General features: G+C 63.2%; 17 protein-coding genes. 9 read left to right on the forward strand and 8 right to left on the reverse strand.

Annotated features, from left to right (window positions below):
• Window positions 1–138 precede the first annotated feature (138 nt).
• From KAK11_RS01835 to KAK11_RS01845, 3 genes are all read left to right on the forward strand, one after another.
• The gene (locus tag KAK11_RS01835; RefSeq protein ID WP_210805555.1) at window positions 139–810 is read left to right on the forward strand and encodes a response regulator; all 672 of its coding nucleotides are present in this window, start codon (window positions 139–141) and stop codon (window positions 808–810) included.
• A gap of 90 nt (window positions 811–900) precedes the next feature.
• Complete coding sequence (locus tag KAK11_RS01840; protein WP_210806615.1) at window positions 901–2,325, forward strand: sensor histidine kinase; 1,425 nt, start codon at window positions 901–903, stop codon at window positions 2,323–2,325.
• Between the two features lie 132 nt (window positions 2,326–2,457).
• The gene (locus KAK11_RS01845; protein WP_210805557.1) at window positions 2,458–3,078 is read left to right on the forward strand and encodes a hypothetical protein; all 621 of its coding nucleotides are present in this window, start codon (window positions 2,458–2,460) and stop codon (window positions 3,076–3,078) included.
• A gap of 37 nt (window positions 3,079–3,115) precedes the next feature.
• On the opposite strand, the gene rodA is transcribed toward KAK11_RS01845, so the two are convergent.
• Genes rodA through KAK11_RS01870 form a run of 5 tightly spaced genes read right to left on the reverse strand, consistent with a single transcriptional unit; the run spans window position 3,116 to window position 8,993 of the window.
• Window positions 3,116–4,270, reverse strand: a complete 1,155-nt coding sequence (gene rodA, locus KAK11_RS01850; RefSeq protein WP_210805559.1) for a rod shape-determining protein RodA — start codon at window positions 4,268–4,270, stop codon at window positions 3,116–3,118.
• Window positions 4,267–6,405: a penicillin-binding protein 2 gene (mrdA, locus tag KAK11_RS01855; protein WP_210805561.1), complete on the reverse strand. Its 2,139-nt coding sequence runs from the start codon at window positions 6,403–6,405 to the stop codon at window positions 4,267–4,269. Before mrdA ends, rodA begins: the two co-directional genes overlap by 4 nt.
• Window positions 6,406–6,447: 42 nt before the next feature.
• Window positions 6,448–6,969 carry a rod shape-determining protein MreD gene (gene mreD, locus KAK11_RS01860; RefSeq protein ID WP_210805563.1) on the reverse strand — a complete coding sequence of 174 codons (522 nt, stop codon included), beginning with the start codon at window positions 6,967–6,969 and terminating at the stop codon, window positions 6,448–6,450.
• Window positions 6,966–7,895: a rod shape-determining protein MreC gene (mreC, locus tag KAK11_RS01865; protein ID WP_210805565.1), complete on the reverse strand. Its 930-nt coding sequence runs from the start codon at window positions 7,893–7,895 to the stop codon at window positions 6,966–6,968. The genes mreD and mreC overlap by 4 nt, the downstream gene beginning before the upstream one ends.
• A gap of 54 nt (window positions 7,896–7,949) precedes the next feature.
• Entirely contained in the window at window positions 7,950–8,993 is a 1,044-nt protein-coding gene (locus tag KAK11_RS01870; RefSeq protein ID WP_210805567.1) for a rod shape-determining protein, read from the reverse strand.
• A gap of 366 nt (window positions 8,994–9,359) precedes the next feature.
• Here KAK11_RS01870 and gatC point away from each other — a divergent pair, with 366 nt between their 5' ends.
• From gatC to gatB, 3 genes are read left to right on the forward strand one after another with little or no spacing between them, the layout of a single operon-like run.
• Entirely contained in the window at window positions 9,360–9,659 is a 300-nt protein-coding gene (gene gatC, locus KAK11_RS01875) for an Asp-tRNA(Asn)/Glu-tRNA(Gln) amidotransferase subunit GatC (RefSeq protein WP_210805569.1), read from the forward strand.
• Window positions 9,659–11,152 carry an Asp-tRNA(Asn)/Glu-tRNA(Gln) amidotransferase subunit GatA gene (gene gatA / locus KAK11_RS01880; RefSeq protein ID WP_210805571.1) on the forward strand — a complete coding sequence of 498 codons (1,494 nt, stop codon included), beginning with the start codon at window positions 9,659–9,661 and terminating at the stop codon, window positions 11,150–11,152. The genes gatC and gatA overlap by 1 nt, the downstream gene beginning before the upstream one ends.
• 2 nt (window positions 11,153–11,154) lie before the next feature.
• Window positions 11,155–12,609 (forward strand): Asp-tRNA(Asn)/Glu-tRNA(Gln) amidotransferase subunit GatB, encoded by a 1,455-nt coding sequence (gatB, locus tag KAK11_RS01885; protein WP_210805573.1) that lies wholly within the window; start codon window positions 11,155–11,157, stop codon window positions 12,607–12,609.
• 45 nt (window positions 12,610–12,654) lie between these two features.
• On the opposite strand, the gene KAK11_RS01890 is transcribed toward gatB, so the two are convergent.
• From KAK11_RS01890 to pyrE, 3 genes are read right to left on the reverse strand one after another with little or no spacing between them, the layout of a single operon-like run.
• A complete protein-coding gene (locus tag KAK11_RS01890) occupies window positions 12,655–12,975 on the reverse strand; it encodes a hypothetical protein (protein WP_210805575.1) in 321 nt (106 codons plus the stop codon).
• Window positions 12,972–13,628: a hypothetical protein gene (locus KAK11_RS01895; protein ID WP_210805578.1), complete on the reverse strand. Its 657-nt coding sequence runs from the start codon at window positions 13,626–13,628 to the stop codon at window positions 12,972–12,974. Before KAK11_RS01895 ends, KAK11_RS01890 begins: the two co-directional genes overlap by 4 nt.
• A gap of 1 nt (window position 13,629) precedes the next feature.
• Window positions 13,630–14,304 (reverse strand): orotate phosphoribosyltransferase, encoded by a 675-nt coding sequence (pyrE, locus tag KAK11_RS01900; protein WP_210805580.1) that lies wholly within the window; start codon window positions 14,302–14,304, stop codon window positions 13,630–13,632.
• A gap of 17 nt (window positions 14,305–14,321) precedes the next feature.
• Between pyrE and KAK11_RS01905 the strand changes: the two genes are divergently transcribed.
• From KAK11_RS01905 to KAK11_RS01915, 3 genes are all read left to right on the forward strand, one after another.
• Complete coding sequence (locus tag KAK11_RS01905) at window positions 14,322–15,122, forward strand: exodeoxyribonuclease III (RefSeq protein ID WP_210805582.1); 801 nt, start codon at window positions 14,322–14,324, stop codon at window positions 15,120–15,122.
• 369 nt (window positions 15,123–15,491) lie between these two features.
• On the forward strand, window positions 15,492–16,811 hold the full coding sequence (locus tag KAK11_RS01910) for a DNA cytosine methyltransferase (protein ID WP_210805584.1): 1,320 nt from the start codon (window positions 15,492–15,494) through the stop codon (window positions 16,809–16,811).
• Window positions 16,812–16,881: 70 nt separating this feature from the next.
• Entirely contained in the window at window positions 16,882–17,766 is an 885-nt protein-coding gene (locus tag KAK11_RS01915; protein ID WP_210805586.1) for a PmeII family type II restriction endonuclease, read from the forward strand.
• The last annotated feature ends 33 nt before the right edge of the window (window positions 17,767–17,799 follow it).

Below are 17,799 nucleotides of genomic sequence, written 5' to 3' on the forward strand. Positions count from 1 at the left end.
TCGCGTTCACGTGAACGGACAGCGCGGGTCGGACTGCCTAAAATCGGGGCATCGGCAACAAAGTCATTGCTCACAACGCAGCGGTTAGCGGCGCAATGTGGCCATGCAAAGAGTGCCCCCACTGAGGAGACAAGCTGTATGCGCATTCTTATCGCCGAAGATGATCAGGTGTTGGCCGACGGTCTGCTGCGCTCGCTGCGCGGTTCGGGCTATGCGGTCGACCAAGTCAGCAGCGGCAGCGAAGCTGACGCCGCCTTGGCCTCTCACGAGTTTGATCTGCTCATTTTGGACCTGGGCCTGCCGCGCCTGCATGGGCTGGAAGTCCTGCGCAAGCTGCGCGCACGTGGCACGTCCATGCCGGTGTTGATCCTCACCGCCGCCGACTCCATTGACCAGCGCGTCAAGGCGCTGGATTTGGGCGCGGACGATTTCATGGCCAAGCCCTTCTCGCTGCAAGAGTTGGAAGCCCGCGTGCGGGCGCTGACGCGGCGCGGCCTGGGCACCGCGTCCAGCATCATCAAGCATGGCCCGCTGACCTTTGATGCCACGGGCCGCGTGGCCTACATCAACGAGCAGATGATCGAGTTGTCAGCGCGCGAGATCAGCTTGCTCGAAGTGTTGCTGCAGCGCGCCGGGCGCTTGGTCAGCAAAGACCAGTTGGTGGCTCGCCTGTGCGAGTGGGGCGAAGAGGTCAGCAACAACGCCATCGAGGTCTATATCCACCGCCTGCGCAAGAAAATCGAGCAAGGCCCGATCCGCATTGCGACGGTGCGAGGCCTGGGCTATTGCCTCGAAAAGATCGCCTCGTGACCCAGGCCGTCCACTGAGCCCAACCGGCACGTCGTGATCAAAGCTTTAGGCCGGGAGCAACGTTCGCTGTTTGGCGAGATCCTGGACTGGATGCTCGTGCCGCTGCTGCTGCTGTGGCCCATGAGTGCAGCCCTGACCTGGCTGGTCGCACAGAACATCGCGGCCCGGCCCTACGACCGAGACCTGGCGCAACTCACCCGCATGGTGTCGCGCCAGATGGTGGCTGACCCTCAGGGCAAGCCAGGCAAGGCGAAGTTGTCAGAGCCCGCGGCCGCGCTGCTGCGCAGCGATGATGTGGACAAGATCTTCTTCCAAGTGCTGGGGGCGCGTGGCGAGCTGATTGCCGGCGACCGGGAGCTACCGTCTCCCCCAGAAGGCAGTAACGCGGTGGTCGGCGAGGTCCAGTTTCGCGACGAAGTGGTTCAGAACGAGGCCGTGCGCATCGCCAGCCTGCGGCTCACGCCCGGCATGTCGGCCGAGCCTGGCATCACGCTGGTGCAGGTGGCCGAGACCATGGACAAACGCGAGCGCCTGACCACGGAGATCATCAAAGGCGTGCTGTTGCCGCAGTATGTGATCTTGCCGCTGGCAGTCTTGCTGGTGTGGTTTGCGCTGGCGCGCGGCATTGCACCGCTGTCTCACCTTCAGCAGCGCATCTTGAAGCGTGAAAGCCACGACCTCAGCCCCATTGATGTGCAAGATGCGCCCGAAGAAGTCGCACCGCTGGTGCGCTCCATCAATGAACTGCTGGCCCGACTCGATCAGTCCATGAGCGCTCAAAAGCACTTTTTGGCGGATGCTGCGCACCAGCTCAAAACACCGTTAGCGGGCTTGCGCACTCAAGCTGAATTGGCGCAGCGCGAACTCGATGAGCGCGGCGATGTGGTGTCGGTGCGCAAGTCTTTGCAGCAGATCTCGCGCTCCAGCCAACGCGCGGCCCACATGGTCAACCAGCTCCTCTCGATGGCCCGGGCCGAGGATGAAGAACAAGCCCGCCGCCAGCAGGCCTTCAACATCGCGCGCCTGGCCACCGATACCGTACAGGACTTTGTGCCCAAGGCCATGGACAAGCGTATCGACCTGGGCTACGAAGGCCCCGAAAGCAGCGAGCAGGTGCCGCGCTTGGTGGGGCAGCCCTTGTTGGTCCGCGAGATGATCCGCAATCTGGTGGACAACGCGCTGCAGTACACGCCCGAGGGGGGCTGCGTGACGGTGCGCATCATGGCGGACCCCTTCGGCCAAGTGCTGGTGCTCCAAGTCGAAGACAACGGCCCAGGCATTCCTGAGGCCGAGCGCGAGTTGGTGTTCCAGCCCTTCTATCGTGCATTGGGCACCAATGTCGATGGCAGCGGCCTGGGCCTGGCCATCGTGAAAGAGATCGTAGAGAAACACGACGCCACCTTGACCGTCGAGGACGCCCGCCCCGCCGTGGGAGAGCATGCTGATCGACCTGGCACGCGCTTCACGGTGCGATTCCCCCTGCCCACTCAGGCTGAAGGCGGCACAGAGACTTGAAAGTAGGGGGGAGCACTCCCCTAGGGCCGGGAGGCCCGTAGGGATGGGTGATTGAAGGCGCGCTTTCTACAGTGCGACTCAGCGTTCGGTAGGGATCGAGCGCCGGAATGAAAACCACTCAAGGAGCCCCTCATGAACCGCACTCTGCTGACCGCCGCCGCCCTGTTGACCCTGGCTGGCACCACCTTCGCCAACGACACCACCGGTGGCGTCTCGCCCCACCAAGCACGCACCGCGCCCAAGGCCCTGCCCAAGGTGGTGATGGCCCAAGAATTCAACACCCAGGCCGCCAACCTGATCAACTTTGATGCCGCTGCGGCGCCCAACCTGTTCATCAACACCACCTCGCTGCTGTCCGTGGGCACAGTGCAGTTCAATGGCTCCAGCACCCAGGCCTTGGATGGCGGGGCCGTTCTGGACCAAAGCTCCAACTTCGCCGTCACCGGTCAGTCGGCACCGAACTTCCTGGCCTTCAACTGCGAAACCACCATGGCCGACGGCGGCGTTCCGCGCTTGCCCGAAGTGGTGCGCTTTGCCAGCGAAGTCAGCCAGGTCTCGCTGAAGATTGGCTCGGGCCTGGATGTGGGCGCCAAAGTGACGATGTTCGGCATCGGCAGCCAAGGCGTCGAAAAGAAGGTCGCCACCTTGGCTGCTGCGCTCAAAACCGTGAAGTTCAGCAAGCCGCTGACCCATGTGCTGATGAGCGCAGGCGCTTGCAAGTTCGTGGTGGACGACATCAGCTTCGTCAACTGAAGACCCACGGCATGAAAAGGGGCCGAAGGCCCCTGCCTCAGCTCTGCATCAGCCGGCGGCTCTTGGCAATGGACATCAACATGCCCAAAGCCAAGCCCAGCGTCACCATGGCCGTTCCGCCGTAGCTGATGAAGGGCAAAGGAATGCCCACCACCGGCAAGATGCCGCTGACCATGCCCATGTTCACCATGGCATAGGTGAAGAAGCTCAGTGTGATGGCCCCGGCCAAAAGGCGAGAGAACACGGTGGGGGCCTCAGCCGCAATCATCAGTCCGCGCAAGAGCACGAAGGTGAAAGCGGCAATCAAGCCCAGCACGCCGACCAAGCCGAACTCCTCAGCAAAGGCGGCAAAGATGAAGTCGGTGGTGCGCTCAGGGATGAACTCCAGGTGCGTCTGCGTGCCGTTCATGAAGCCCTTGCCCGTCCAGCCGCCAGAGCCAATGGCAATCATGCCCTGGATGATGTGAAAGCCTTTGCCCAGCGGGTCTTTGGTCGGGTCCAGCAGGGTGCAGACGCGTGTCTTTTGGTACTCACGCAGCAGCGGCCATTTCACATCGGCCTGGCAGATTTGGTCCTCAGACAGCACCAAGGCCACCGCGCCAATCAGCGCCACCAACACCACAGGCAAGATCAGCCGCCAAGACAGGCCGGCGAAGAAAATCACATAGAGCCCGGCGGAGAGGATGAGGATGGACGTGCCGAGGTCAGGCTGCTTGGCCACCAAGGCCACGGGTACCAAGAGCAACAGCCCCGCGACCGCGAAATCCAGCGGCCGCAACTGCCCCTCGCGCTTTTGAAACCACCAAGCCAGCATCAGCGGCATAGCCAGCTTCATGATCTCGCTGGGCTGGATCACCACCCCCACATGCAGCCAACGCGTGGCGCCCTTCTTGGTGATGCCGAAAATCATGGTCGCCACCAGCAGCGTGACCCCCACCACATAGAGCGGCACCGCCAGCGCCATCAAGCGCTGGGGTGGCACTTGGGCCACCACAAACAAGATCGCCAGCGCGATCATCATGTTGCGGCCATGGTCGACAAAACGCGTGCCGTGGTCGTAGCCCGCCGAGTACATGGTGACCAAGCCAAAGGCGGCCAAGATCAGCAAGCCCAAGGTCAGCGGCACATCAAAGCTCGAAAACACGGGCCGCACCCGCTGCCACAAGGAGGGCCGCTCGAACACCACACTCATGGTCGCACTCCTGAGGCGCGCAAAGCGGGCCCGACATCCAGCGTCATCGCCCTGGGCCGGGCTGCTGAGGGGGCTGGCGCCGATGCCGCTGGGCGCGAAGCCATGCTGCCCGCAGAGGCCGCCGCAGAGGCAGCCGCCGCAGACGCCGCCGCCCCTGTGGGCGCTTCCGGCGTGGCTGCCGGGCCCGAGCTTGACGGCAGCGGCACCGACGCGGCAGGCCTGGGCGTGCCCACGGGCGCGACGGACTGGCCCTTTTGGGTCAGGGCAATATCCTCTTCGCTGGGGTAGTGGCCCAGCAGCACATAGTCAAACACGCGCCGCGCAATGGGTGCCGCCGCCGCCGCACCCCAGCCCGCGTTCTCCACGATGACAGCCAAGGCAATGCGAGGCTTGTCCAAGGGCGCGAAGGCCACATACAGAGAGTGATCGCGCAGGTGCTCGGCCATGCGAGCCGCGCTGTATTTCTCGTTCTGGCGAATGCCCACGGCCTGAGCCGTACCCGTCTTGCCGCCACTGGCGTAGGGCGCGCCCACAAAAATGCGGGTTGACGTGCCCTGCTGGGTCACGCCGTGCATGGCCTGCATGATCACATTCACCTGTTCGGGCTTCAGCGCCAGCGGCTCCAGCGCCTTGGACGACACGGCGCGCCGCTGATGAGTGACCACATCTTCAATCTCTTTGACCAGGCGTGGCTCAAAGCGCTGACCACCCGCGGCCAAGATGGCCATGGCATTGGCCAACTGCAGCATGGTGAAGTTGTTATAGCCCTGGCCAATGCCCAAGGAAATGGTTTCCCCGGCATACCACTTGCGCTGCTCGGGGCGCTTATAAGTGCGTCGCTTCCACTCTTGTGAAGGCAAGACCCCTGTGACTTCACCTTCCAAATCGATGTTGGTGCGGCGCCCGAAACCAAAGGGGCTGAGCTGGTCGTGGATCATGTCCACGCCCATCTCATTGGCCAAGGTGTAGTAGTAGACGTTAGAGGACTCGACGATGGAGCGCCGCATGTCCATCGCGCCACCGCGCTCGTTCTCGGGGCTGCCGTAGCGATGCCCGCCAAACATGAAGAAGCCCGGGTCATTGATGATGGTGGAGGGCGAGCGCTTGCCCGCGTTCAAGGCCGCCATCGCCATGAAGGGCTTGTAGGTGGAGCCCGGCGGATACGTGCCCCGCAGGGCGCGGTTCAGCAGGGGTTTGTCGATGGACTCATTGAGCTCGCGCCAGTTATCAACGTCGATGCCGTCCACGAACTTATTGGGGTCAAAAGTGGGCTTGGAGACAAAGGCCAGGATCTCCCCGTTGCGCGGATCAATCGCGACCAAAGCGCCACGCCGCGCCCCGAACATCTCCTCGACCAAGGCCTGCAGCTTGATGTCCACCGACAGCACCAAGGTGTTGCCTGGCGTGGCCGGCAGGTTGTCCAGCCGCCGTACCGCGCGGCCGCCGGCCGAGGTTTCCATCTGCTCAAAGCCCGTGGTGCCGTGCAGGTCCAACTCGTAGCTTTGCTCCAAGCCCAGCTTGCCGATGTACTCGGTGCCACGGTAGTTGGCCTGGGCTTCATCTTCCCAGTCTTCCATGGCCTTTTTCTCGGCCTGGTTGATGCGGCCGATATAGCCAATCAAGTGGCTGCCGGTCTCACCCAAGGGATAGTTGCGGAACAAGCGGGCTTTGATCTCGACGCCTGGAAACTGAAAGCGCCGGGCAATGAAGCGCGCCACTTCTTCATCCTTGAGCCGGTTGCGGATGGGCAGGGACTCAAAGCTCTTGCTCTCATCCAACTGGCGCTTGAAGCGCCGGCGGTCGCGCGGTTGAATGTCAATGAACTCAGCCAGCTTGTTGATCGTGGCCTCCAGGTCTGCCACCCGCGACGGCGTGATCTCCAGCGTGTAAGCGGTGTAGTTGGTGGCCAGCACCACGCCATTGCGGTCGACGATGCGGCCACGATTGGGCACGATGGGCACGACTGCGATGCGGTTGGCTTCGGCCCGATTGGCCAAGTCCTCGTACCGCACCACCTGCAGATGCACCATGCGAGCGACCAGCAAACCAAAGCCGAGCAAGATGAACAGCACGGCCGCAATGATGCGCAGCCTGAAGCGGTCCAGTTCAGCCTCAAGATTCTTCAGCTCAGTCATGGTCGGCCCACCCCTGCCCCGACCGCATCCGCACAGGCGTGCTCATAGCGGTCGGTTCTTGTCCGGATCGGGCGGGCGGCGCTGGGGCGCCAGCAGCAGCCAGGTCACGACCGGCCAAAGCAGGCCCTCCAGCGCTGGAGCGATCAGCACCCCCCAACCGGGGAAGCCATCACCCGCCAACAGGCGCACGGCTAGGGCCACCAAGGCCGAAGCATAGAAGAGCGGCAACACGTGCAGCACTTGCTCGAACAAGCTGAACCACAAGACCCGCCGGTGGATGGTGATGGCCAAAAAGCTCAGCAAGGTGTAGGAGAGCGCATGCTGGCCCAACAAGGAGCCGGCATGGACATCCATCAGCAAGCCAAACACAAAGGCCGCGCCCACGCCCACGCGGCGCGGTTGATGCACGTTCCAAAACACCAGCACCAGCGCCATCACATCGGGCAGGATGGGCGCATGGCCCAGCGGCACCATGTTCAGGCCCATGGCCACGAACAGGCTGAGCCACAAGAACACCGGATTGACGGGCAACAAGAGCTGGTCTGAGCTGCGACGCATGATCATTTGCGGCCTCCGACCCGGCCGTGCCGGCTGCTGCTGCGCTCAGGCTCGGCGGGCTCTTGCGGCCGAGGCGGTTGATGCAGAGCCAGGGGCTCCAGCACCAGCACGTGGCGCACACCGTCGGGCGGCGCCGTGGGCGTGAGGCTGATGCGCGCAAACGAGGTGTCGCCGCGCGCGTCGACCTTGGCCACGCGAGCCACTTGCAGGCCTTGCGGATAAACACCATCCACACCGCTGGTGATCAGCACATCGCCCACCTGAACATCGTCGTTACTGGCCATGAAGCGCAGCTCCATGGCGCGGCCGTCGCCAGTGCCAAAGGCTGCGCTGCGGTGCTCGGTGCGCGGGTTGAGCACCGGGATGGCTGCGTCTTTGTCCACCAGCAAGGTCACCTCGGCCGACAGCGGATAGACCCGAGTCACTTGGCCGAGAACGCCCTGCTCATTGATGACCGGCGAGCCCGCCACCAAACCATGTTGAGAGCCACGGTCCAGAAAGATCTTGCGGGAGTAGGCATCGGGGGCTTCGTACAGCACCTCGGCCGGTTGCGACTTGACGGTGACCTGCGGGCGCAGCTCCAGCAAGGCGCGCAGACGGGTGTTCTCTTCCACCAAACGGTCGGCACGGGAAGAGCGCTCGGCCTGCTGCGCCAGCTTGGCCCGCATGGCGTTTTCTTGGGCGCGGGCGGCTTCCAGGCCTTGCAGATAGTCGCCCGCCTGACGGTAAGCCGCCACGGGCAAGCTGAGGGCCTGTTGCGCAGGCAGCAGCACCGTGGCCATGGCCGAGCGCAAAGGCTGGGTCAAGGTGAACCGAGAATCGGCGGCCATCAAGAACAGCGCCAAGGCAGAGAAAAAGACGACCTTGGTCAGGGCCGAGGGGCCCTGCCTGAAAAACGGCGGCGGTGAGCGTTCAAGCGTGCCGAGAGACATGGCGGCTGGCCAAAGGCCAACAAAGGGGTGAGAGAACGCGCAGCGGTGGGCCGCTTACTCCGAGGTGAAGATCGAGCCCAGGCGCTCCATGCGCTCCAGCGCCATGCCACAACCCCGCACCACGCAGGTCAGCGGGTCTTCAGCCACCAGCACTGGCAGGCCGGTTTCTTCGGCCAGCAAGCGGTCCAGGTCGCGCAGCAGCGCGCCACCGCCCGTCAGCATCATGCCGCGCTCGGCGATGTCGGCGCCCAACTCAGGCGGGGTTTGCTCCAGCGCGTTCTTGACGGCCGAGACGATTTGGTTGAGCGGGTCGGTCAGGGCTTCGAGGATTTCGTTGGACGAGATGGTGAAGCTGCGCGGCACGCCCTCAGAGAGGTTGCGGCCCTTGACTTCCATCTCGCGCACTTCAGAGCCCGGGAAGGCTGAGCCGATGTGCTTCTTGATGGATTCGGCGGTGGGCTCACCAATCAACATGCCGTAGTTGCGGCGGATGTAGTTGATGATGGCTTCGTCGAACTTGTCGCCGCCGACGCGGACCGAGCCCTTGTAGACCATGCCGCCCAAGCTGATCACGCCCACTTCGGTGGTGCCGCCACCGATGTCGACCACCATGGAGCCCGAGGCCTCAGAGACCGGCAGGCCGGCACCAATGGCCGCAGCCATCGGCTCTTCAATCAGGTAGACCTCGGAGGCCCCAGCGCCCAAGGCGGACTCGCGAATGGCGCGGCGCTCCACCTGGGTGGAGCCGCAAGGCACGCAAATGATGATCCGCGGGCTGGGCTTCAAGACGGACCGGGGATGGACCATCTTGATGAACTGCTTGAGCATCTGCTCGGTGACGGTGAAGTCGGCAATCACGCCGTCCTTCATGGGGCGGATGGCTTCGATATTGCCGGGCACCTTGCCCAGCATGGCCTTGGCTTCATGGCCCACAGCCTGGATGGTCTTCTTGCCGCTGGGGCCGCCTTCGTGGCGAATGGAGACCACCGAAGGCTCGTCCAGCACAATGCCTTTGCCGCGCACGTAAATCAGCGTGTTGGCGGTGCCCAGGTCAATGGCCAGGTCGGTAGAAAAGTAACGGCGCAGGGATGCGAACATGGGGATTTCAATGACAGTGGCGCCCTGAGCAAAGAGCCAGCGCCGGTGCAAGACCTAGGCAAAGTGGGCTCAAAACCTCAAGGCGCATGAATGGAAGACGGTGAATAGCGACGGTTTTTGCAGCAGGGCCCGCCATGCCCCCACACCAGGCTTTTTTCAGGCTTCCAAAGGGCTTTGCAGCCCCTTGCGGCGGCGCTGCCAGGCAGGGTGTGGATAACCGGAGATAATACCCTAACGCCCCACAATGCCCGTGGGGCTCAGGCCCTTTTTTCGCGGCGCCAAGCGGGTCTTTACCCTCACTTGGCGGCACTTTGTCAACGCACTGTGCCCAAGGCCGGACACTGCACCCACCAAGGCAACACCCTCATGGCACTCACCCCTACGGATGTGAGCCGGATCGCCCATCTGGCGCGGCTGGACATCTCCCCCCAAGAAGCGGACGCCATGCTCACGCAACTCAACGGCTTTTTCAGCATCGTCGAGCAAATGAGCGCAGTTGACACCCAAGGCGTCGAGCCCCTTTACACGCCGCTGTCGGCGGTCCAGGAAGTCCACCTTCGCCTGCGCGACGATGCGGTGACCGAGACCAACCAGCGCGCCCTCAACCAAGCCAGCGCCCCAGCCGTGGAAGACGGCCTGTTCCTCGTGCCCAAGGTGATCGAATAATGCCCGCACAAGACTTGCACCACCTGGGCGTGGCGGGCCTGGCCCAAGCCATGGCCGCCAAGACCGTCTCCAGCGTCGAAGTGACCCAGCATTTGCTGGGCCGTGCCCAAGCCCATGCCCACTTGGGCAGCTTTTTGCACCTGGACCCCGAGGCCGCCCTGAGCACCGCCCGTGCCGCCGACGCCGCCCGCGCCGCGGGCCAAGCTGGCCCCTTGACCGGCGTGCCGCTGGCCCACAAGGACATCTTCGTCACGGCCGACATGCCCACCACCGCCGGCTCCAAGATGCTGGCCCACTACCGCAGCCCCTTTGACGCCACCGTGGTGGCGCGGCTGAAGGCGGCAGGCACCGTCAGCTTGGGCAAGCTCAATTGCGACGAATACGCCATGGGCTCGGCCAACGAGAACTCGGCCTATGGGCCCGTGCACAACCCCTGGGACACCCAGCGCGTGCCCGGCGGCTCCTCGGGCGGCTCGGCCGCTGCGGTGGCTGCCCGTCTGCTGCCCGCCGCGACTGGCACCGACACCGGCGGCTCCATCCGCCAGCCCGCCAGCTTCAGCGGCATCACCGGCATCAAGCCCACTTACGGCGTGTGCAGCCGCTACGGGATGATCGCCTTTGCCTCCAGCCTGGACCAAGCCGGCCCCATGGCCCGCAGCGCTGAAGACTGCGCGCTTTTGCTGTCGGCGATGAGCGGTTTTGACGAGCGCGACGCCACCAGCGCCGAGCGCCCGGCCCAAAACTTCCATGCGCAGATGCTGAGCGCCCGCGAGGGTGCGACGGCCAGCCAGCCGCTCAAGGGCTTGCGCGTTGGCCTGCCCCAAGAGTTTTTCCCTGCGGCCTTGGCGGCCGACGTCAATGGCGCCGTGCGCCATGCCTTGGCGGAGTTGGAGAAGCTGGGGGCCACGCTGGTGGAGGTGAGCCTGCCCCGCACGGAGCTGTCGATCCCGGTCTACTACATCATCGCGCCGGCCGAGGCCAGCTCCAACCTGAGCCGTTTTGACGGTGTCAAGTTTGGCCACCGCGCAGGCCAGTTTGACGACCTGCTGGACATGTACAAAAAGACCCGCGCCGAGGGCTTTGGCGCCGAGGTCAAACGCCGCATCATGATTGGCACCTATGTGCTCTCGCACGGCTATTACGACGCCTACTACCTGCAGGCCCAAAAGCTGCGCCGCATGATTGCCGAGGACTTCCAGCGTTGCTTCACCCAGTGCGATGTGATCGCGGGCCCCGTGGCCCCGACGGTGGCCTGGAAGATCGGCGAGCAAGGCGGTGACCCGCTGCAAGCCTATTTGGCCGACATCTTCACCTTGCCCGCGTCGCTGGCCGGCCTGCCGGGCATGAGCGTGCCGGCGGGCTTTGGGGCGGGCGGCCTGCCCGTGGGCCTGCAGCTCATCGGCAACTACTTCGCGGAAGGCCAACTGCTGCACACGGCCCATGCGCTGCAGCAAGCCACCGACTGGCACACCCAAGCCCCCGCAGGAATCTGACCATGTCCAACACTTCTCAACTCGTGCGTGGGTACGAGGTCGTGATCGGCCTGGAAAACCACGTCCAGCTCTCCACCGTCTCCAAGATTTTCTCGGGCTCCTCCACCGCCTTTGGCGCTGAGCCCAACACCCAGGCCAGCCCCGTGGACTTGGCCTTGCCGGGCACGCTGCCGGTGCTCAACCGCGCGGCCGTCGAGCGCGCCATCCGCTTTGGTTTGGCCGTCGGCGCAAAGGTCGCGCCGCTGTCCATCTTTGCGCGCAAGAACTACTTCTACCCGGACCTGCCCAAGGGCTACCAGATCAGCCAGTTCGAGATCCCGGTGGTGCAGGGCGGGCAGGTCGAGTTCTTTGTGGGCGATGTCAAAAAGACCGTCCAGCTGACCCGCGCCCACCTGGAAGAAGACGCGGGCAAGAGCCTGCATGAAGACTTCCACGGCCAATCAGGGATCGACCTGAACCGCGCCGGCACCCCACTGCTGGAGATCGTCTCCGAGCCCGACATGCGCTCGGCCGCCGAAGCCGCCGAATATGCCAAGACCCTGCATGCGCTGGTGATGTGGCTGGGCATTTGCGACGGCAATATGCAAGAAGGCTCTTTCCGCTGCGACGTTAATGTGTCAGTGCGCAAGCCCGGCGCCCCCTACGGCACGCGCCGCGAAATCAAAAACCTCAACAGCTTCCGCTATCTGGTGGACGCGGTGAACTACGAGGTCAACTGGCAGATCGACGAGATCGAGGACGGCCGCAGCATCCAGCAAGCCACGGTGCTCTACAACCCCGACCGGGGTGAGACCCGCGCCATGCGCAGCAAGGAAGACTCGGCCGACTACCGCTACTTCCCCGACCCGGACCTGCCGCCGCTGGTGATTGCGCCGCAGTGGGTCGAGCGCGTGCGCGGCGAGATGCCCGAGTTGCCCCGCGCCATGGCCGAGCGCTTTGTCGCCCAAGACGGCCTGCCCGCCTATGACGCGACGATGATGACGCAGAGCTTGGCCCTGGCCCGCTACTATGAAACCGCCCGCGACGCCTGCAAAGCGCCCAAGCTGGTGGCCAACTGGTTGATGGGCGAGATCAGCAAGCGCTTGAACAGCGAGGGCAAAGACATTGCCGAAGCACCGGTGGCGGCCACCACGCTGGCGGCGCTGATTGCGCGCATCCTAGACGGCACCATCTCCAACAACTCGGCCCGCCAAGTCTTCGAGGCCTTGTGGACGGGGGAAGGCAGCGACGTGGACGCCCTCATTGATGCCAAGGACCTGCGCCAGTCCAACGACACCGGCGCCTTGGAGGCCCTCATTGACGAGGTGCTGGCCGCCAATGCCAAGTCGGTGGAAGAGTTCCGCGCGGGTAAAGAGAAGGCCTTCAATGCCTTGGTCGGCCAGGTGATGAAGGCCTCCAAGGGCAAGGCCAACCCGGCGCAGGCGGGTGAGCTGCTGAAACGCAAGCTGGGCGCTTGAGCCCAGACCCCAGGCCACTCTCCAGCCTCACGGCGGGGTGGCCTCTCAGAGTTTGTGCACAAACTCCGGCAGCAGCAATTCGCAGTTCAGCAGCGGGCCGTCGCCCTCTTGCCACGTCGCGCGCCGCCCCGTCACAGCCAAGGTCACGGTCTTCTTGGCGTCCCGGTAGCGGACAGCCGGCTCGCGCAGGCGCTTGACGGCCCACCAGGTCTGGCCGGCCTGCACCCGTCCGGCGCGCGGCGTCAGGTCGGCTTGCAGGATCAAGCCGCCTTCACATTGGTAGCGGGCTGAGCCGGCCTGCGCCCCGGCACTCCACAGGCCCAGCCCCAGCAAGACAGCCAGGCCAGCGGCCCCAAAACAACTCATGGTTTCGCTCCAGATGCAGCCGCCGGCCCGGCACCCCACAGGGTTTTGAGCTGGGCCAACTCTTGATCGAACTGCATGTTCATGCGGTCGCGCTCGGCCTCTCGGTCGCGCAGGACCGCCGATTGCGCCTCTAGCGCGGCACCATTGGTCTCCAAGCGCTGCCGCAGACCCGCTGCGTTGGCGGGGTTCTTCTCCTGCTTGAGCTGCTGCGCCAAGGCGTCGCGTTCGCGCTCCAGCGCCTGCAGGCGGGCTCGGGACTCACTCATCTGGCGCACCACCGGCTCCATGGCTCGGGTGCGACCCTGGGCGTGAGCGGATTCGTCGGGATAGCGGCGCAGCAACTGCCGAGCCTTGCGCGTATTCTCTTCTTGCTGGGCTTGGCTTTGCAACGCAGCTTGGCGCTGCTCCTCCAGCCTCGCCAACTCCTCAGGGCTGGCCAAAGGCCGCGTGATAGCCCGGACTGAGCCATCCCGATTCAGCAGCTTCTGCTCCTGGCTCTGGCACTCTGGAATGGGGCGATCCGAGCTCAACCGCCGGCCGCTCTTGTCAATGCAGCTGAAAATCTTGGGCGCCGGTGCTTGGGCCCAGGCCGCACCCACCCACACAGCGCTCAGCAAGAGCACCGTGACCGAGGTGAGTCGAGCCCCGCGCATCTCAGATGCCGTAGCGTTGGCGGTAAGCGGCCACCCGCTCGGTGTTGGCGCGCAGCGTTGCATCGCCCGTGGTCGCCAAGAAAGCCATCAAGTCGGCCAGCGTGGCAATCGAGACCACGCGCAAGCCCAGCTCCTGCTCCACATACTGCACGCCAGAGCGGGGGTTGGCCGGGTCATCCTTGGCGCGCTCCTGGCGGTCCATGGTGATGGCCACACCCACCGGGGTGGCACCGGCGGCGCGGATCATGTCAGCCGCCTCGCGCTTGGAGGCGCCATCCGTGATCACGTCGTCAATGATCAACACCCGCCCCTTGACGGGCGCCCCCACCAAGGTACCGCCCTCGCCGTGATCCTTGGCTTCTTTGCGGTTGTAGGCATAGGGCACGCTCTTGCCCTCTTTGGCCAAGCCAATGGCCACCGCCGCAGCCAAGGTAATGCCTTTGTAGGCGGGGCCAAAGAGCATGTCGAACTCCAAGCCCGAGGCGATGAGCCGACGTGCATAGAATTCGCCCAGCCTCATGAGCTTGGCACCGTCGTCAAACAAGCCGGTGTTGAAGAAATAGGGGGACAGCCGACCCGCCTTGGTCGTGAACTCGCCGAAGCGCAGAACCCCCGCCTCGACGGAGAACTTCACGAATTCCTGTGCCAGGGCGTCGGTGTGCGGGGTGGTTGTCATTGCGAAGGATTCGTCAAGTGGGTTTCAAGCTCGTCACGCTCAATCTCAACGGCATCCGCTCCGCGGCCACCAAAGGCTTTGTGGAGTGGGCCGAACAATCTGTTGCTGATTGTATTGGCGTCCAGGAAGTCAAAGCACAGGCGGCCGACATCGAGGGCCGGTTTGAGCAGGTGGCCCAGATGCCAGGCTACTTTCATTTCGCCCAGAAAAAAGGCTACTCGGGCGTGGGACTCTATACCCGCCATCAACCGAGCGACGTGATTCGCGGCCTGGGCGTGCCCGAGTTTGATGACGAAGGCCGCTGGGTCGAACTGCGCTTTGACAAACCCGGGCGCAAGCTGTCGATCATCAGTTGCTACTTCCCCAGCGGCTCCTCAGGCGAGGAGCGCCAGCAAGCCAAGTTTCGCTTCTTGGCGGCCATGGCCCCACACCTGCAAGCCCTGCGGGCGGAGCGCGAATTCATCTTGGTGGGTGACCTCAACATCGCCCACCGCGAGGCCGACCTGAAGAACTGGAAGGGCAACCTCAAGAACAGCGGCTTTCTGCCCGAGGAGCGGGCTTGGATGACCCAACTGCTGGACCCGGCCCAGGGTGGGTTGGTGGATGTGTACCGCCGCCTGCACCCGGACACGACCAACGAGTGCTACACATGGTGGAGCAACCGTGGCCAGGCCTATGCCAAGAACGTGGGCTGGCGACTGGACTATCACATCGCGACTTCAGCGGTAGCTTCAACGGCAAGAGGTGCTTCGATTTTCAAAGCCTCTAAGTTCAGTGACCACGCGCCCTTGAGCATCGACTACGACATGAACATCTGACGTGCCTCATGCAACGTCCCGCATGCGAATTCAATGTTGAATCACTATGGTTTTGACATTTATTTAATATTTGATTAACATTAATCGTGGTCCAGTCGCGGAGGATGCTGGTGAGCAATCAGAAGTCTGGGGGGCGCCGTGGCCGGCCTCCGCGTTCAGACGGGGTCAAGGGCGTGCAGAAGGGGTCGAGGCTTCAGATCAGTCTGACCATCACCCCAGACATGCTGGTGAAGGTTGATGGCCTTGCTGCCGCGATGGGGCAGACAAGGGCTGCCGTCATCAATCTGGCCATCTATCGCCTGCTGTCGCAAGAGAGTGGTGCTGGCGCGCAGTCGTAGCGCCAGCTCGCGCCTCACATCGGAATCGAACATGCCAAAGCGTCAATACAAGGTTGTTTCTCTGTTCTCCGGCGCTATGGGTCTGGATATCGGACTGGAGAGCACGGGGAGATTCAAGACACTCGCGGCCGTTGAGCTCCGCGCCCCCTTTTGCGAAACCATTCGAGCGAATCGGGATGCAGGCCGAACCAGCTCTCGAAAAATGAAGGTCTACGAGGGCGATATCCGCGAACTGTCTGCGGAACAGCTCATGGACGACCTCGGCATCAAGCCCGGCGAGTTGGATCTGTTGGTGGGTGGCCCCCCCTGCCAGTCGTTCAGCACCACAGGACGCCGAGGCACCGTTCAGGATCCGCGCGGCACCTTGCTCTGGGATTTCCTGCGGTTCGTTGAAGTGCTACAGCCCAAGTTCTTCTTGATGGAGAACGTGCGCGGATTGGTTTCGGCGGCTATACGCCACAGGCCTATTGCCGAGCGTCCTGACAAGGGTGGCGCACCCTTGGAGGCTGACGAACTACCTGGGTCAGTCCTGCGCAAGTTTGTTGCTGACTTGAGAGCATCAACTGCGGCGGACTACCGCATGGATGTCTTCGAGGTGAACGCTGTTAACTATGGCGCCCCGCAACTTCGTGAGCGGGTTCTCTTCATCGGCAACCGCTTTGGCAAGGTCGTCGAGTTCCCTGCACCGACTCATGGTCAGTCGGACGGACTGAAGCCAATGTCCACGCTCCGCGATGTCATCGGCGGGCTCCACGAACTGTCGCCAACCGTGTTGGACTTCAGTCCTCGCAAGAAGTCCTTTCTGGCTCAGATTCCGCCGGGGGGGAACTGGCGCGCGCTGCCGGAGAACCTGCAAAAGGAATCCATGGGGAAGGCGTGGTTTGCGAAAGGCGGACGTTCTGGTTGGTGGCGTCGCCTGAGTTTTGACCTGCCGTCCCCCACCATTCTGACCATGCCGAATCATGCGAGCACGGCGCTTTGCCATCCCGAGCAGCTGCGTGCCTTGACTTTGCGTGAATGCGCGCTCATCCAAGAGTTCCCGCCCGCTTGGACCTTCTGTGGGACTGCACAGGAGCAGTACGCCCAAGTGGGCAACGCCGTACCGACTCGCTTGGGCCTTGTTGCCGGGCAAGTGCTTGCGCATGAACTCGACCGCGTCACGGCTCCGGCTAAGATTCAGAAGGCAGGTTCATTGCACGATGACAATGTGCGCATCGTCTATCTGCAGTCCCACGTTAGAACGCGCAAATGGTTCAAAAAGGGACAAGCCGTGCTGTGGGCGGACGGTGATGGGAATGCTGATGCTCACCACACGGGACCCGTAACCAGTAGGCGGGTCAGATCGGTGTAGGCATTAGCAAGCCGGAGAGCTTGCAAGATTTGGCGTTAACCTGCCGGCTTCGTACACATCGAAGCCAAAAATGCCTGTGCGCCCTCGCCGATTTGCCCGACAGAACCTCGCGGATGCTCTTTCCCCTGGTGTGCACAGTGCCATCGTTCGAGAGACGGATAGCCTACTGGAGCGGAGGCTGGCCAAAGCAAACGAGGTCACCGATATCAGGCAGACCAACTTCAATCCGTTCCTACTGCTCATCACCTCGCCCGTCTACAACATCTTCAGCCCGTACGAGGTTGCCGAGCGCCTTCAACTGGGAAGCTCATTCCATGGTGATGACACTTCTTTCGGGCGCTTTGCAGAAGAGAAGATCCTCCCGCTATTTGGCGCAGCTCTACCGGCCCAGAAAGACCGGCTGAACAGGGCTTTAGCAGCGGTCTGGGAGCCGATTGACCGTTCAATGGAGATAGAGGGTCATACGTACATGATGAGCATCAAGGCTGGCCCCTGGACGATGAATCAGTCCCATGCGAACGGCATGATTGAGAAGTTTCCAACCGTTCATGCGAGCACGGGTGCTCGCTGCATGATTGGAATTACCTACGGGCGCTATGCCGACCTGAACAACAAGCCGGCCTTGGTCGAAGCGAGCCTTGGCCATCCTGACTGGTTTGACTACCTGGTCGGCAAGGATTTCTGGGAGTTTGTAAGTGGCGTCAGGGACGTCCATGTGCACATCTTCAAGGCCATCCGTGAAGCACAAGCCCAGTTCGCTGAGCGGCACCGCGACGAAACCTTCCACGAGCGGTTGATTCGCAATCGGTTGGACATCGCCGCATCGTTGCGGCGGAAGTTCGACCTGGACAAAGAAGACGACTTCTGGGAGACCCTTTTCAACAACGCATTCGAGGGCGGAGACGAGTTACCCCAAGCAGGTGCCGCTGCTGACCTCGACACCCCGGAGCAGTAGACGCCCCGCCACGATGCCCGTCAGCATCAAGCC

Origin of the sequence: Ideonella paludis, assembly GCF_018069865.1 — a bacterium.
In the GTDB taxonomy this organism is placed as follows: Bacteria; Pseudomonadota; Gammaproteobacteria; order Burkholderiales; family Burkholderiaceae_C; genus Ideonella; species Ideonella paludis.

What these genes read in the sequence shown, in the direction of transcription:
- gatB (WP_210805573.1), top strand. Translation starts at nt 11,155, where the DNA reads ATGTCCAACACTTCTCAACTCGTGCGTGGGTACGAGGTCGTGATCGGC.
- KAK11_RS01845 (WP_210805557.1), top strand. Translation starts at nt 2,458, where the DNA reads ATGAACCGCACTCTGCTGACCGCCGCCGCCCTGTTGACCCTGGCTGGC.
- gatA (WP_210805571.1), top strand. Translation starts at nt 9,659, where the DNA reads ATGCCCGCACAAGACTTGCACCACCTGGGCGTGGCGGGCCTGGCCCAA.
- mreC (WP_210805565.1), bottom strand. Translation starts at nt 7,895, where the DNA reads ATGTCTCTCGGCACGCTTGAACGCTCACCGCCGCCGTTTTTCAGGCAG.
- KAK11_RS01835 (WP_210805555.1), top strand. Translation starts at nt 139, where the DNA reads ATGCGCATTCTTATCGCCGAAGATGATCAGGTGTTGGCCGACGGTCTG.
- KAK11_RS01840 (WP_210806615.1), top strand. Translation starts at nt 901, where the DNA reads ATGCTCGTGCCGCTGCTGCTGCTGTGGCCCATGAGTGCAGCCCTGACC.
- mrdA (WP_210805561.1), bottom strand. Translation starts at nt 6,405, where the DNA reads ATGACTGAGCTGAAGAATCTTGAGGCTGAACTGGACCGCTTCAGGCTG.
- pyrE (WP_210805580.1), bottom strand. Translation starts at nt 14,304, where the DNA reads ATGACAACCACCCCGCACACCGACGCCCTGGCACAGGAATTCGTGAAG.
- KAK11_RS01915 (WP_210805586.1), top strand. Translation starts at nt 16,882, where the DNA reads ATGCCTGTGCGCCCTCGCCGATTTGCCCGACAGAACCTCGCGGATGCT.
- gatC (WP_210805569.1), top strand. Translation starts at nt 9,360, where the DNA reads ATGGCACTCACCCCTACGGATGTGAGCCGGATCGCCCATCTGGCGCGG.
- KAK11_RS01895 (WP_210805578.1), bottom strand. Translation starts at nt 13,628, where the DNA reads ATGCGCGGGGCTCGACTCACCTCGGTCACGGTGCTCTTGCTGAGCGCT.
- KAK11_RS01890 (WP_210805575.1), bottom strand. Translation starts at nt 12,975, where the DNA reads ATGAGTTGTTTTGGGGCCGCTGGCCTGGCTGTCTTGCTGGGGCTGGGC.
- KAK11_RS01870 (WP_210805567.1), bottom strand. Translation starts at nt 8,993, where the DNA reads ATGTTCGCATCCCTGCGCCGTTACTTTTCTACCGACCTGGCCATTGAC.
- rodA (WP_210805559.1), bottom strand. Translation starts at nt 4,270, where the DNA reads ATGAGTGTGGTGTTCGAGCGGCCCTCCTTGTGGCAGCGGGTGCGGCCC.
- KAK11_RS01910 (WP_210805584.1), top strand. Translation starts at nt 15,492, where the DNA reads ATGCCAAAGCGTCAATACAAGGTTGTTTCTCTGTTCTCCGGCGCTATG.
- mreD (WP_210805563.1), bottom strand. Translation starts at nt 6,969, where the DNA reads ATGATCATGCGTCGCAGCTCAGACCAGCTCTTGTTGCCCGTCAATCCG.